The organism is Mariniflexile sp. AS56 (assembly GCF_030552475.1).
Lineage (GTDB): Bacteria > Bacteroidota > Bacteroidia > Flavobacteriales > Flavobacteriaceae > Mariniflexile.
The window spans coordinates 195,982-210,974 of sequence record NZ_JAUPED010000004.1; the positions used below are offsets into that span (position 1 = coordinate 195,982).

The 14,993-nt window shown below is 33.9% G+C and carries 15 protein-coding genes; 14 read left to right on the forward strand and 1 reads right to left on the reverse strand.

The window, feature by feature from the left end; all coding sequences use genetic code 11:
* Positions 1-84: 84 nt before the first annotated feature.
* The 11 genes from Q5N74_RS06605 to Q5N74_RS06655 all read left to right on the forward strand — a co-directional run bounded on the left by Q5N74_RS06605 (position 85) and on the right by Q5N74_RS06655 (position 11,152).
* Positions 85-1,275 carry a pyridoxal phosphate-dependent aminotransferase gene (locus tag Q5N74_RS06605; RefSeq protein WP_304387948.1) on the forward strand — a complete coding sequence of 397 codons (1,191 nt, stop codon included), beginning with the start codon at positions 85-87 and terminating at the stop codon, positions 1,273-1,275.
* Entirely contained in the window at positions 1,275-2,288 is a 1,014-nt protein-coding gene (murB, locus tag Q5N74_RS06610; RefSeq protein WP_304387949.1) for a UDP-N-acetylmuramate dehydrogenase, read from the forward strand. The genes Q5N74_RS06605 and murB overlap by 1 nt, the downstream gene beginning before the upstream one ends.
* Positions 2,289-2,352: 64 nt before the next feature.
* Complete coding sequence (locus tag Q5N74_RS06615; RefSeq protein WP_304387950.1) at positions 2,353-2,883, forward strand: RNA polymerase sigma factor; 531 nt, start codon at positions 2,353-2,355, stop codon at positions 2,881-2,883.
* Between the two features lie 10 nt (positions 2,884-2,893).
* Positions 2,894-3,682, forward strand: a complete 789-nt coding sequence (locus Q5N74_RS06620; RefSeq protein ID WP_304387951.1) for an anti-sigma factor — start codon at positions 2,894-2,896, stop codon at positions 3,680-3,682.
* Positions 3,683-3,834: 152 nt separating this feature from the next.
* Positions 3,835-4,038, forward strand: coding sequence for a membrane or secreted protein (locus tag Q5N74_RS06625; protein WP_304387952.1), 204 nt, complete (start codon positions 3,835-3,837; stop codon positions 4,036-4,038).
* Between the two features lie 6 nt (positions 4,039-4,044).
* Positions 4,045-5,157 carry a glycosyltransferase gene (locus Q5N74_RS06630; RefSeq protein ID WP_304387953.1) on the forward strand — a complete coding sequence of 371 codons (1,113 nt, stop codon included), beginning with the start codon at positions 4,045-4,047 and terminating at the stop codon, positions 5,155-5,157.
* Positions 5,148-5,693, forward strand: coding sequence for an RNA polymerase sigma factor (locus tag Q5N74_RS06635; RefSeq protein ID WP_304387954.1), 546 nt, complete (start codon positions 5,148-5,150; stop codon positions 5,691-5,693). Before Q5N74_RS06630 ends, Q5N74_RS06635 begins: the two co-directional genes overlap by 10 nt.
* On the forward strand, positions 5,694-6,938 hold the full coding sequence (locus Q5N74_RS06640) for an NRAMP family divalent metal transporter (protein ID WP_304387955.1): 1,245 nt from the start codon (positions 5,694-5,696) through the stop codon (positions 6,936-6,938).
* A gap of 48 nt (positions 6,939-6,986) precedes the next feature.
* Positions 6,987-7,868: a lipoyl synthase gene (gene lipA, locus Q5N74_RS06645; RefSeq protein WP_304387956.1), complete on the forward strand. Its 882-nt coding sequence runs from the start codon at positions 6,987-6,989 to the stop codon at positions 7,866-7,868.
* A gap of 2 nt (positions 7,869-7,870) precedes the next feature.
* Positions 7,871-8,887, forward strand: coding sequence for a type I glyceraldehyde-3-phosphate dehydrogenase (gene gap / locus Q5N74_RS06650; RefSeq protein ID WP_304387957.1), 1,017 nt, complete (start codon positions 7,871-7,873; stop codon positions 8,885-8,887).
* Positions 8,888-8,914: 27 nt separating this feature from the next.
* On the forward strand, positions 8,915-11,152 hold the full coding sequence (locus Q5N74_RS06655; protein WP_304387958.1) for an ATP-binding protein: 2,238 nt from the start codon (positions 8,915-8,917) through the stop codon (positions 11,150-11,152).
* Here Q5N74_RS06655 and lpxK read toward each other — a convergent pair.
* Positions 11,149-12,153 (reverse strand): tetraacyldisaccharide 4'-kinase, encoded by a 1,005-nt coding sequence (lpxK, locus tag Q5N74_RS06660; RefSeq protein WP_304387959.1) that lies wholly within the window; start codon positions 12,151-12,153, stop codon positions 11,149-11,151. The genes Q5N74_RS06655 and lpxK overlap by 4 nt on opposite strands.
* Before the next feature lie 136 nt (positions 12,154-12,289).
* Here lpxK and Q5N74_RS06665 point away from each other — a divergent pair, with 136 nt between their 5' ends.
* From Q5N74_RS06665 to msrA, 3 genes are all read left to right on the forward strand, one after another.
* Complete coding sequence (locus Q5N74_RS06665) at positions 12,290-13,384, forward strand: Nif3-like dinuclear metal center hexameric protein (protein WP_304387960.1); 1,095 nt, start codon at positions 12,290-12,292, stop codon at positions 13,382-13,384.
* A 3-nt stretch (positions 13,385-13,387) separates the two neighbouring features.
* Positions 13,388-14,170: a zinc ribbon domain-containing protein gene (locus Q5N74_RS06670; RefSeq protein ID WP_304387961.1), complete on the forward strand. Its 783-nt coding sequence runs from the start codon at positions 13,388-13,390 to the stop codon at positions 14,168-14,170.
* A 125-nt stretch (positions 14,171-14,295) separates the two neighbouring features.
* On the forward strand, positions 14,296-14,952 hold the full coding sequence (msrA, locus tag Q5N74_RS06675) for a peptide-methionine (S)-S-oxide reductase MsrA (RefSeq protein ID WP_304387962.1): 657 nt from the start codon (positions 14,296-14,298) through the stop codon (positions 14,950-14,952).
* Positions 14,953-14,993: the final 41 nt, after the last annotated feature.

Sequence of the window (14,993 nt, forward strand, 5' to 3'; positions counted from 1 at the left end):
TAAGACGTCCCGTTTATTTTAGCTGCTTTTTTAAAAAAACTTTAAGATAATTTCCTCAACTTTGTGCCCTATAATTGATGAAAAATGCCAACTATATCTAGAAAAGGGCTTTCAATGCCTGAATCTCCTATACGAAAATTAGTTCCCTATGCTGAACAAGCTGTTGAGAATGGGAAAACTATATACTATTTAAACATTGGGCAACCGGATATAAAAACCCCAGAAGTAGCCTTAAATGCAGTAAAAAACAATACTATAGACATACTTTCTTATTCTAGATCGGAAGGCTCTGATACCTATAGAGAAAAATTAGCGACTTATTATAATAAGCACGACATTAAGGTTTCGTATAAAGACATCGTTGTAACAACAGGTGCCAGTGAAGCTTTGCTTTTTCTATTTAGCAGTATAATGGACCCCTGTGATGAAGTGATTATTTCTGAGCCATTTTACGCAAATTACATCGCTTTTTCAACCGCCAACGGAGTTACTGTAGTACCTGCAGTATGTACAATAGAAAACAATTTTGGTCTACCATCTGTTGAAACTTTTGAGCAATTGATCACCCCAAGAACCAAGGCTATATTAATTTGCAACCCTGGAAACCCAACTGGTTATCTATATTCTAAAGCTGAAATAGAAAAACTAGCAGCCATAGCTATAAAACATGATTTGTTTTTAGTTGCAGATGAAGTGTACCGTGAATTTGTTTACGACGGAGATGTGCATTATTCAATTATGCAAGTTGAAGGTATCGATGAACATGCCGTAATAATAGACTCTGTATCCAAACGATACAGCATGTGTGGTGCAAGAGTTGGGTGTTTGGTATCAAAAAACAAAACCGTTATGAAAACGGTATTAAAATTTGCTCAAGCACGTTTAAGTCCACCTACCTACGCACAAATTGCCAGTGAAGCTGCTTTAGATACGCCACAAAGTTATTTTGACGATGTGATTGCAGAATATGCCGAAAGACGCAACACTTTAATACATGAATTACAAAAAATTGACGGTGTAAAAGTAGCCAAACCAAAAGGTGCTTTTTACTGCATTGTCGAGTTACCTATAAAAAATTCAGACCATTTTGCACAATGGCTTTTGGAACATTTTGACGTAAACGGTGAAACTGTAATGGTAGCACCAGCAGGCGGATTTTACTCCACACCAGGTTTGGGTTTAAACCAAGTGCGTATTGCATACGTACTTAATAAAGAAAGCTTAATTAAAGCGGTACATATTTTAAAAGAAGCCCTTAAAGTTTATAAAGACTAGTGCAAATTCAACAAAACATATCTCTAAAACCATTTAATACCTTTGGTATTGATGTTTCGGCCAACCATTTTGTATCGGTTTCGACTATTGAAGAATTAAAACAAATTCTATCTCTAAAAGAATACCCAAACAAACTTATTTTAGGTGGTGGTAGCAATATGCTGCTTACTAAAAATTTTGAAGGGCTTGTTATTCACGTTAACCTAAAAGGTATTGAAATAGTTTCAGAACATACTGATTGTGTTTTTGTAAAGGCATATGCTGGTGAAAATTGGCACGAATTTGTGCTTTGGTGTATTAACAATGATTTTGGCGGCATTGAAAATTTATCATTAATCCCAGGAAACGTAGGCACCACACCCATTCAAAATATAGGTGCTTATGGTGTAGAAATTAAAGATACTTTTGAGTCTTGTAATGCTATTTCATTAGAAAATATACATATAGAAACCTTCAAAAAGGAAGATTGCCAATTCGATTATAGAAATTCTATTTTTAAAAACGAAGCAAAAGGCAAATACATTGTTACCAGCGTCACCTTCAAATTAACGAAACAAAACCATCAACTTCATATTAATTATGGCACCATCGCTTCTCAATTAGAGGCCATGAAAATTACGGCTCCAAGTATTCAAGACATTTCAAAAGCCGTTATTGCCATTCGCGAAAGCAAATTGCCAAACCCTAAAGTTATAGGTAACAGCGGTAGCTTTTTTAAGAACCCCGTTGTACCAAAAACACTTTACACGAACTTGCTTCAAAATTTCGAAGACATGCCTAGTTACCCTGTTTCAGACACTGAAGTTAAAATTCCTGCAGGTTGGCTTATAGAAAAAGCAGGATTTAAAGGCAAGCGTTTTGGCGATTATGGTGTACATAAAAATCAAGCCTTAGTACTTGTAAATTATGGGGATGCCAAGGGTTCTGACATTTTAAACCTTTCAATTTTAATACAAGACACTATTAAAAGACTGTTTAATATTTACATAGAAGCCGAAGTAAATATCTTATAATCCCAAAGAAATTTCTAACTTTGATACTATAACCATAGGTTTTTAATTTTTAAATCGATCCATCTTGATATCATCTATAGAAAAAGAAATAGTTAGCTTATTGGAACGTGGTGATAAAAAAGCCATAACCATACTGTATGAAAACTATTCAGATGCCTTATACGGTGTTATAAAAAAAATTATACAGGACGATGATACGGCGCAAGATGTTCTTCAAGAAAGCTTTATAAAAATATGGCGCTACTCGAAAAAATACGATTCTAGCAAAGCTAAATTATTCACTTGGCTTTATCGAATTGCTTATAACACTGCTATAGACAAAGTTAGGTCTCAAAAAAATAAAGACGGTAAAGAAGTCCAAATGGACAAATCGCCCGTATATAAAATATCAGCAGACGAATTAAATCAGGATGTCATGGACATGCAAAAGCACCTGAGTAGTTTGGATGAAAAATATCAAATAGTAATAAATGCACTCTTTTTTGAGGGCATGACCCAACAAGAAGCCAGCGATGAACTCGACATACCGCTGGGAACTATAAAATCGAGATTAAAGATTGGATTACGTGAATTGAAAAAAATTTATAATCCTTAAAAAAACAGTCATGAATGCGAAAATAACTACTTTTTTAAATTCTGGCCTACTAGAAAAATATCTATTAGGTGATACTACTTCTGTTGAAACGGAAACGGTTGAATCTTATATTTCAAAATATCCAGAAGTACAGAATGCCTACAATACATTACAATACAACTTAGAAATAGTTGCAAAAAGTAATGCTGTTGAAGCCCCTAAGTTTATCTTAAATTCTATTTTAGATGAACTTGATGATGCACCAGTGGTGCCATTAAACACCCGTAAAAATTACAAATCTTGGTATAAAATTAGTGTTGCAGCCAGTATTGCAGCCTTAATGTTTGCAGGAACTTCTTATTTATTTTATCAGCAAAACCAAAGACTTAGTGAAGAAAACCAAGTTGTAGTTGATGAAATTTTTGATTTACGTGGAGATATTGATGCTAACAATAAAAAGTTAGACAACATTATGAACCAGTTTATGGAGCTTAATGACCCGGATACTTATAAGTACATTATGCAAGGCAATAGTCGTGCAAAAAACTTAAAAACGGTAGCCTACATCAATCCTAAAGATAAAACATCGATGATTGATGTGGTATCCCTACCACAATTACCTAAAGAACAATGCTACCAAATTTGGGCAGAATTACAAGGTAAAATGGTAAGCTTAGGTATCTTAACTGAAGCCGACAGACAATTAAGGGTTATCCCTTATACCGAAAATGCGTTAGCATTAAACATTACGATAGAGCCTAAAGGCGGCAATACAACAGCGTCTCTAGATAATATGGTAGCCGAAATTGATTTACAATAACCAGTTTAATAATAAAATCCCTCAACAAGAGCCTCATTTGATAAATCAAATGAGGCTTTTTTCATCTCTACAATTAATTCCCCATCTATTCACAAACTTTTAGAAATTTATAGTTTAATACGCTATCTTTGCATCAAATTATAATATAAAAAATGAAACTTCTTTTAATAACAATCGTTTTATTAGGATTAGGAATTGCAGGAATTGCCATAAAACTTTGGGCTAAAAAAGACGGCAAATTTGCTGGCACTTGCGCTAGCCAAAACCCCATGCTGAACAAAACCGGTGAAAACTGTGGTTTTTGTGGCAAAACGCCAGAACAATTTTCTGATTGCAACGACACTCAACATTCATAGTATTATATGAGTTTTCTTGATTTTGTTTACTACAGTTTTATTACTGTAGTTTTTATTCAAGTTGTTTATTATGTTTTTTTCTTCTCTAAGTTTGCCTTTATAAAACCAGAAAAAGAACGCACAAAAACACTTCCCGTATCTGTTATTATTTGTGCTAAGAATGAAGAAAAAAACCTTCAAAACTTTTTACCTTCCATTATATCTCAAAGATATCCCCCTTTTGAGATTGTTTTAATTAACGATGCCTCAACGGATGATACCCTTGAAGTTATGGAAGCTTTTGCAGCAGAACATAGCAATATTAAAATTGTAAATGTTAAAAATATTGAAGCCTTTTGGGGTAATAAAAAATACGCCTTAACTCTAGGTATTAAAGCGTCTACAAATGATTACCTTTTATTTACAGATGCCGATTGCGAACCCGTTTCAAAAGACTGGATACACAACATGTGCGCCCATTTTAATGAAGAACAAACCATTGTTTTAGGCTACGGTGCCTATTCGAAAATTAAAAAATCGTTTATAAACAAGCTTATTCGTTTTGAAACCTTAGTGACGGCTACCCAATATTTTTCGTTTGCTCAAGTAGGGATTCCTTATATGGGTGTTGGCCGAAATTTAGCTTATGCAAAAAAGGAATTTTTTAATGCCAATGGGTTTATAAACCATATAAAAGTACGCTCGGGCGATGACGATCTATTTATAAACCAAGTTGCAACTAAAAGCAATACAGCCATCTGTTTTTCAGAAAACAGTTTTACGCTATCCTTACCAAAAACAAACTTTAAAGATTGGATCACCCAAAAAAGGCGCCATATTTCAACAGCAAAACACTATAAAGCAACCCACAAAACCTTACTAGCACTACTCTATTGTACACAATTACTGTTTTGGATTTTAGCACCTGTGCTTCTTATCACCACGTTTAATTGGCAAATAGTAATAGGCTTAATTTTAATAAGACTCACACTACAATATACCATTTTCGGGTTGTCATCAAAAAAACTAGGAGAACAAGATCTTATAATTATGCTTCCTTTTTTAGAAGTCTTTTTAGTTATGACGCAATTAACTATCTTTATAAATAATCTTATCTCAAAACCCAATCATTGGAAGTAAATGAAGCCATTACACGAGCCAAGGAAAACGACCAGAAAGCGTTTAATTTCTTGTTAGACACCTTTTGGGACGATGTATATGGTTTTCAATTAAAGCGTGTTCAAAATGAAAATGATGCTGAAGATATCACCATTCAAACATTTTCAAGAGCTTTTGACCGTATTGAAACTTTTGATAGTAATTTCAAGTTTAAAACCTGGCTCATTACTATTTCAAAAAACATTCATATTGATTTATTACGAAAGAAGAAAAACTCTATTTCTCAAATAATTTCAAACGATGACAAATCGGTTTATCAAATTTTAGATGAATCGCCTTCCCCTGAAGATGAACTTATAACCAAACAACATCTTGCAAAATTACTTCGTGATATAAAAAAATTGAAGCCTCATTATCAAGAAATAATAAACTTACGTTACTTTCAAGAACTTAGTTATAAAGAAATTTCAGCTGAACTTGGCGAACCCATCAATAATGTAAAAGTGAAATTGCTGCGCGCTAAGAAATTACTATCTGAAATTATTCAGGAAAAATAAATGATTGCTAAACTTAAAAACTTAGGTCCTGGTTTATTATTTGCTGGTGCTGCCATTGGCGTTTCACATTTAGTACAATCTACACGCGCTGGCGCCGATTTTGGTTTGGGTTTATTATGGGCACTACTTTTAGTAAACATCTGTAAATACCCGTTTTTTCAGTTTGGTCCGCGCTACGCAACCGCAACAGGCGAAAGTTTATTAGAAGGCTACAACAAATTAGGAAAAGGCGTTTTAGCCACGTATTACATTTTGAATTTAGCCATTATGTTTACCATTCAAACGGCAGTAACTATTGTTACCGCTGGTTTGGCAGCGAGCTTGTTTGGTGATATTGCAACTTTTAACATTGGGACCAAAACAGTAACAAGCACAGAAACTTGGACCATCATCATATTAATAACCTGTTTAAGCATTTTAACTTTAGGGAAGTATAAAATACTGGATAGGTTAATGAAAATCATCATTATCACCCTAACCATTAGCACCTTTTTAGCTGTGTGCATTGCTTTTTCAAACAACAACGAACCTATAATTTTTAAACAAATATTACCAAGTAACAGCTTAGAAATCGGATTTTTAATAGCCTTTATGGGTTGGATGCCTGCGCCTTTAGATGTTGCGGTATGGCAATCGCTTTGGGCTATCGAAAAAAACAAAGAAACCAAAACATACTCACCTAAATCGGCCTTATTCGATTTTAACATAGGGTATATAAGCGCCATACTTATAGGTATTGGGTTTCTACTTTTGGGAACTTTAGTTATGTTCCATAGCGGAGAAACATTTAGTAATTCGGCCAGTGTATTTTCTGGACAACTCGTAAACATGTATACCAAAAATCTTGGTAATTGGGCTTATATTATAATTGGAGTGGCCGCTTTTACAACCATGTTTAGCACGACACTAACCACTTTAGACGCATCGCCAAGAGCCATGGCAAAAACAACTAGTTTGTTATTTAAAAAATCCTCGAAATTTAATTACACCTTCTGGATTGCACTATTATCTATTGGAACGGTATTTATATTTCTGTTCTTAGCTTCAGAAATGGGCTTACTTATAAAGGTTGCCACCATTTTATCGTTCATTACAGCTCCTTTTTATGCCATTATAAATTACATCTTGATTTCAAGCAAACACACGCCAAAAGAATGGCATCCGTCAAAAAAACTACATCTTTTAAGTTTATTTGGCATTGTCTTTTTAATAGGATTTAGTGTGTGGTATCTCATCTCTTTATAAGACACTTTTAAAAGAATACTTTGTATCTTTGTTCTTTATTTTAAAGACATGGATTCAGAAATCGTTTCAAATATTTTACCAGAAGAACGTCAAGCTAAACCCAAATGGCTGCGTGTAAAACTTCCGACAGGAAAAAAATATACCGAATTAAGAGGCTTAGTTGATAAATACAAACTAAACACCATTTGCGCCTCTGGTAGTTGCCCAAATATGGGTGAGTGTTGGGGAGAAGGTACTGCTACCTTTATGATTCTTGGAAATGTTTGTACCCGTTCTTGTGGCTTTTGCGGCGTAAAAACCGGCAGACCAGAAACTGTAGACTGGGATGAACCAGAAAAAGTGGCGCGCTCTATAAAAATCATGAATATTAAACACGCCGTTTTAACGAGTGTTGATAGAGACGATTTAAAAGATATGGGAAGCATTATGTGGGGTGAAACGGTAAAAGCTGTACGTAGAATGAACCCAGAGACCACTTTAGAAACTCTAATTCCTGATTTTCAAGGTATAGAACAACATATAGATAGAATTGTAGATGTGGCCCCAGAAGTGGTATCTCACAACATTGAAACGGTTAGACGATTAACACGAGAAGTGCGTATTCAAGCACAGTACGATAGAAGTATGGGGGTTTTAAAATACTTAAAACAACAAGGACAACGACGTACAAAATCGGGTATTATGCTTGGTTTGGGTGAAACACGCGAAGAAGTTATTCAAACGCTTCACGATTTAAAAGACAACGATGTAGATGTGGTAACCATTGGGCAATACCTGCAACCAAGTAAAAAACATTTACCTGTTAAGCATTTTATCACACCAGATCAATTCAAAGAATACGAAACCATTGGTTTAGAATTAGGTTTTCGCCATGTAGAAAGTAGTGCGCTAGTACGCTCTTCTTACAAGGCTCAAAAACACATTAATTAACTATGATTACAATCGCTATCAATGGATTTGGTAGAATAGGCCGACGTGTTTTTAGGCTACTTCAAGACTATAAAGACATTCAAGTGGTGGCTATAAATGATCTAGCCGATGCTAAAACGCTTAGCCATTTGCTAAAATATGATAGTGTACATGGACGCTTTGATGGCACTGTTACTCATGACGAGCATCACATTATTATTAATGATAAAAGGGTTACGCTACTAAATAATAAGCACCCGAAAGATATTAACTGGAAACCTTTTCAGGTGGATATGGTTATTGAGGCCACCGGAAAGTTTAAAGCCAAATCAGAATTACAACATCATATAGATAATGGCGCACACACTGTTATTTTAAGTGTTCCACCAATTGAAGATGATATAAAAACAATTGTAATGGGTGTGAATGACGCGAGCATTGACGGTACAGAAACCATCATTTCCAACGCCTCGTGTACAACCAATAATGCGGCACCCATGATTGATGTTATCAATAAACTTTGCGGTATTAACCAAGCATACATTACAACGGTGCACTCCTACACCACCGACCAAAGTTTACACGATCAACCACATAGAGATTTACGTAGGTCGCGCGCCGCAAGTCAATCCATCGTTCCTACAACCACTGGAGCAGCAAAAGCCTTAACAAAAATATTCCCAGAACTATCTAATGTTATAGGAGGTTGCGGAATTAGAGTCCCTGTTATTAATGGTTCACTAACCGATATTACATTTAATGTAAAAAAAACGGTATCGATAGAAACGATAAATAACGCCTTTAAGAATGCTGCAGAAAATCAATACAAAGGTGTCATAGAATACACAAACGACCCTATTGTTTCCATTGATATTGTTGGAAACACCCATTCTTGTATTTTCGATTCTGATATGACATCTGTTATTGGAAATATGGTGAAAATCATAGGTTGGTACGATAACGAAACAGGCTATTCTAAAAGAATTATTGATTTAATATGTAATTTGTCGGTAAAAAAGCGTGTTTTATCGATAAAATAATTATATTTGCGTGTAATATTTGCTAAAATGTCTCAAATTAAAAATCACATACTTATTGGATTAATGCTTTTTAGCATGGTGGTTTCTGCTCAAAAAACAATTGGGGACGACCCTGAATTGCTTCAAAACAGTGTAAACTACCACATTTTACAATCGCAAACCGAGTTGGAAAATTTCAACTACTACAAGGCGCAAAAAAATCTCGATGAAGCTTTAACTTTAGCTGAACAATCTAATAACAGTAAAAGTATTGGTATTATATATGCCATAAAAGGTCGCCTTCAACTTATTAATGATGAAAATGACAAGGCCATCAAATCGCTCACCAAAGCAATAGAAGTACAACGCCTTATAAATGATAACATAAACCTTGGGACTTCCTACAAGATATTCGGAGATGTTTATTTTGCCAAAAAAGATTACAACCAAGCTTTAGACTATTATAGGTCTGCAAAATCTAAATTTGAAGAAGAAGCATTAAATGCTGAATTAGCTGAAGTGCTTTTAAGCGAAGGAAAAACTTATATTAAGTTAAAAAACTATAACAAAGCACGAGATATTATAGAACAATCTTTAGCATTAGCTAAGAAAGATGATTTTTTAAAAACACAAAGTGATGCATTAGTTTCTCACGCATTGGTTTACAGCAAACTAAACAATAACGACAAAGCTTTAAACTACGCCCTAGAGGGTGTGAGAATTGCCAAAAAAAATAAATTTATAAGCATTCTTAACGAAGGTTATTTAGCTTTAAGCGACATATATTATAATAACCAAAATTTTAAATCGTCTCGAGAATTTTTAAATAACTACGTAAATCTTTCAGATTCTATAGCCAATTTAAAACGTGCTAATTATTCCAAAGATCAAGAAACTCAATATTTGTTGAATGACGCTTTAGAGAAGAACAATGAAATGTTTCAAAAGTTAGAGAAAGCTGAAGACGACAATAGTTTAAGCACCCTGATTTCCATTTTAAGTGTCGCCTTAATTACCATCTTATCTCTACTAACCTTATCACTTTATAAAAACAATAACATTAGGCTAAAAACTAATAACATGCTCCATAAAAAAAATGGAGAACTTATCATTGCCAAAGAAAAAGCAGAGTTAGCATCAAAAACCAAAGCAAACTTCCTATCTACAGTAACACACGAGTTAAGAACACCTTTATATGCCGTAACAGGTTTAAGTAATATGTTATTAGAAGAAAACCCCAAACCAGAACAAGTACAACATTTGAAATCGTTAAAATTTTCGGGCGATTATTTGCTAACCTTTATCAACGACATCCTTCAAATTAATAAAATTGAAGCTAATAAAGTTGATATTGAACCAGAACCATTCAACTTAAAGAAAAAAATAAACAATATTATTTTAGCCTTAACTAATTCGGCTCAAGATAATAATGTTAAAATGCATTTTGAATTCGACAAGAATTTACCAGAAAACTTCATTGCCGATCAATTAAAAATTTCTCAAATACTTATCAATTTAATTGGTAACTCCATCAAATTCACTAAAGATGGTGATATCTGGATTCGTATTTACAAAATTGAAGAACAAGGTAAAATGTACACCTTACGTTTTGAAGTTGAAGATAATGGTATAGGTATTAGCCAAGAAAAACAAGACAATATGTTTGAAAGTTTTTCACAAGGCTCTATTCAAATTAACAGAAAATATGGAGGTACCGGTCTTGGACTTTCTATTGTAAAAGGTTTGATCGATATCTTAAACGGAAGCATATACGTTAAAAGTGAACTTGAAAAAGGAACCACTTTCTATTTTGAAATTCCTTTAGAGCACACAGTAATTGAAGAAGCTGCAGAAGTTAAAACAACATACTTTAGTGGTAATGCCAATGAATTAGACTTAACGAATGTTAAAATATTGGTTGTTGAAGACAACAAAATCAACCAAATGATTACCAAGAAGATTTTAACTAAAATGGAACTTAAATGCGACATTATTGATAACGGTGAAGACGCTGTCGATATGATTAAAGCAAGTAAGTACGATATTATATTAATGGACATCCACATGCCTGGTATAAGCGGTATGGAAGCCACCAAATTAGTACGCGCTTTTGATAAAGAATTAACCATTTTCGCCTTAACTGCGGTTACTATTGAAGATAAAATGCACGAATTTGAAGAGGCTGGTTTTACAGATATTATTCCGAAGCCATTTAAACAAGAGGAGTTTGAGAAAAAACTTTACAATGCATTAGCATCAAAAAAGAACACCCTGCCTACAACTTAAAGTGCGACAAAACTTTTAACTAATTTATCTAAAACAGCATTATTACTAATTACCACGGTAATGGGTAAATAAAACAATTTTGTTTTTAAAGAGGGATACTGTTTCAGACGCATAAAGTCTTTTTCAGTGGTTATTATAAACTCTTTTTTCTCTAATGCAAGAATATCTTGTTCTGTAAACTCATGATGATCTTTAAAGTTTAGGTGCTCAAACTGAAGTCCTTTTCCATTTAAAAAATCAACCAATGGATTTGCATTTGCTATACCCGTTACCAAACTAAAATTGGTAACAGTACCTAAATTTATTTTAGTTTCGGCTGAAATAATCGTATTTGAATAACTTATAGAACTAAAAAATATATGCTGATAGTCTTCAGGTGAAATACGTTTTAAATACACACTTTTTTGATCATCACTTATATTATTAGGACATTTGGTTACCACAATAATATTGGCTCGTTTAGCACCACTTCTAGGTTCTCGTAAATTGCCTGTTGGCAAAACATAATCTGAAAAATACGGATTATCATAGGTGGTTAGCATGATATTCAAACCTGCCTTTACTCTTCTGTGTTGAAACGCATCATCTAACAGCACAACGTTTGGCGCTTCATTAAGCTGTCTTAATTGTTGAATACCATGCGTTCTATCTGCATCAACAGCCACAAGAACCTCTTTTTTGAATTTATTATAAAACTGAAACGGTTCATCTCCAATGGATTCTGCCGTAGAAGATTCGTTAGCCAATTGAAAACCTATAGTTTTACGTTTGTAGCCACGACTTAACGTAGCCACTTTATAATCTGCCTTCAACAAATCTATTAAATATTCAATCATGGGGGTTTTCCCTGTTCCTCCAACACTTAAATTACCAACACATATCACCGGAAAATCAAAGGAAGTCGATTTTTTAATACCCAAATCAAACAACCTATTTCTTAAACTGGTTATGGCGTAATACACAGGTACAAAAGGAATCGCTATATTTCTAATTAATTTCATGTGTTACTGTTTATTCCCTTTCAAAGGTTCTGTATAACATCTAAATAACCGCTCTTTAGGCCGATTAAATTTTTAGTAATAGATGTTTCATCTTAGCGAAAATAATATTTTATCTTTGATACAAACAAATTTATTCATGATTGTTCAAGACGTCATTAACCATTTAGAAGAATTGGCACCCCTAGCCTACGCCGAAGATTTTGATAATGTAGGCCTTTTAGTGGGCGATAAAAACGCAATATTAACAGGTGTTCTCGTCACTTTAGACACCCTAGAAGCTATTGTAGACGAAGCCATCAACAAAAAATGCAACCTAATAGTAAGCTTCCACCCTATTATTTTTAAAGGTTTAAAAAAATTAACCGGAAAAAACTATGTGGAACGTGTGGTTATGAAAGCCATAAAAAACGATATTGCTATTTACAGCATGCATACCGCTTTAGACAACGCTCTACAAGGGGTAAACGATATGATTTGCAATACTTTAGAATTAAAAAACAAACAGATTTTAATTCCGCAAAACGCTACCATAAAAAAACTAACTACCTATGTTCCTAAAGATGAGGCCCAACAACTAAGGTCGGAACTCTTTGCTGTTGGAGCAGGCACCATTGGCAACTATTCTAATTGTAGCTTTAATGTAGAAGGCTACGGTACTTTTAACGGGAACGAAACCAGCAACCCCACAAAAGGCTCTAAAGGCGCGATGCATACAGAAGCCGAGACTAAAATTGCCATCACCTTCCCAAAGCATTTAGAATCTAAAATTATACAAACCTTATTTAAGGCCCATTCTTATGAAGAAGTAGCTTATGAAATAATGACTTTAGAGAATAAAAATCAGCATATTGGCATAGGAATGGTTGGCGAACTAGACGATTCGATGAGCGAATTAGACTTCTTAAAATTTTTAAAAGACAAAATGAACACTGAAAGCATCAGACATTCATCACTTTTAAATAAAAAAGTAAAAAAAATAGCGGTATTAGGAGGCTCTGGCAGTTTTGCCATAGAAGCCACTAAACACGCTGGTGCTGACGTATTTATAACTGCAGATTTGAAATATCACGACTTTTTTACGGCAGAAAACAAGATTCTTTTGGCAGATGTTGGGCATTATGAAAGTGAGCAGTTCACAAAAAATCTTTTAGTAGCATATCTTACAAAAAAAATTACTAATTTTGCAATCATTTTATCGGAGACAAATACAAATCCTGTTAAGTATTTTTAAAATATGGCTAAAACTAAAGAATTAACTGTTGAAGAACGTTTAAGAGCGTTATACGATTTACAACTTATCGATTCTCGTATAGACGAAATAAGAAATGTTCGTGGAGAACTTCCATTAGAAGTGCGCGATTTAGAAGATGAAGTTGCTGGACTGAACATCAGATTAGAAAAATTAGTTGCAAGTTTAGAAGTAATTGATAATGACATCGTTTCTAAAAAAAATCAAATTGAAGAGTCTAAATCTTTAATTAAAAAATACAGCGAGCAACAAAAAAATGTTAGAAATAACAGAGAATTTAATTCTTTAACGAAGGAAGTTGAATTCCAAGAGTTAGAAATGGAATTAGCTGATAAGCACATTAAAGAATTTAAAGTTCAAATAGAGCAGAAAAAAGTTGTTATTTCTGAAAACAAAGACCGTTTAAAAGAACGTGAAAATCACTTAAAGCATAAGAAAAGTGAATTAGACGCTATTTTAGCTGAAACTGAGAAAGAAGAACAAGCTTTAATTGGAAAATCTCAAGAATACCAAGAGCAAATTGAAGAGCGTTTGGTTGCTGCTTACAATAGAATTCGCAAAAACGTGAAAAACGGTTTAGCAGTTGTGCCAATTGAAAGAGGTGCTGCTGGAGGATCTTTCTTTACTATTCCACCACAAATTCAAGTAGAAATTGCTGCTCGTAAAAAGGTTATTACCGATGAGCATAGTGGCCGTATTTTAGTTGATGCACAATTAGCTGAAGAACAAAAAGAAAAAATGGCGAAATTATTTAATAAATTAAGTTAAGTAATTACCAACACTATAATTTAAAGCCTTCACTTATGTGAGGGCTTTTTTTATTATATTAAGTTTAAAAAGCAGATTAAGGTTTCCGTTATTTATCCGTCTAACATAAAAACACCCTTTAAAACATGAAAAATATAATAATTACCGTATGCATTGCCATGCTATTTAGTTGCCAAAACAACGCACAGACCAATAAAAATCAAGAAACCGTAATTAATGCAAGCCCTGTTGAAGTACCTGTGAAAAACGGAAAAGCTAAAGCTTATTTCGCAAGCGGTTGTTTTTGGTGCGTAGAAGCTATTTACGAGCATGTAAAAGGTGTCGACGAATCTATTAGTGGTTATTCAGGTGGCCACTCAAAAAACCCAACTTATGAGGCGAGCAACACCGGACGTACCGGACATGCTGAAGCTGTTGAGATTATTTACGACCCAAAAGTGGTGAGTTTTTCAACTTTAGTAGATATTTATTTTGGTTCGCAAAACCCAACACAGGTAAACGGACAAGGAAATGACAGAGGGTCGCAATACCGTTCTATTATTTTTTATCAAAATGAAGAACAAAAACAAATCATACTTAAAAAGAAAGAAGCCCTCGCTAAAAAATTAAATGCCACTGTAGCTGCTGAAGTATATCCATTTCAAAAATTTTGGATTGCTGAAGATTACCATCAAAATTACGAACGGCTTCACCCAAATAATAGCTATATTCAAAATGTATCTATTCCAAGATTTAATCGTTTCAAGGCTAAATTCCCTGAATTACTTAAAGATAAACATTAAGGCTATATCGTTTAACTCTCTTGTTTTCTATCTTTACTTAA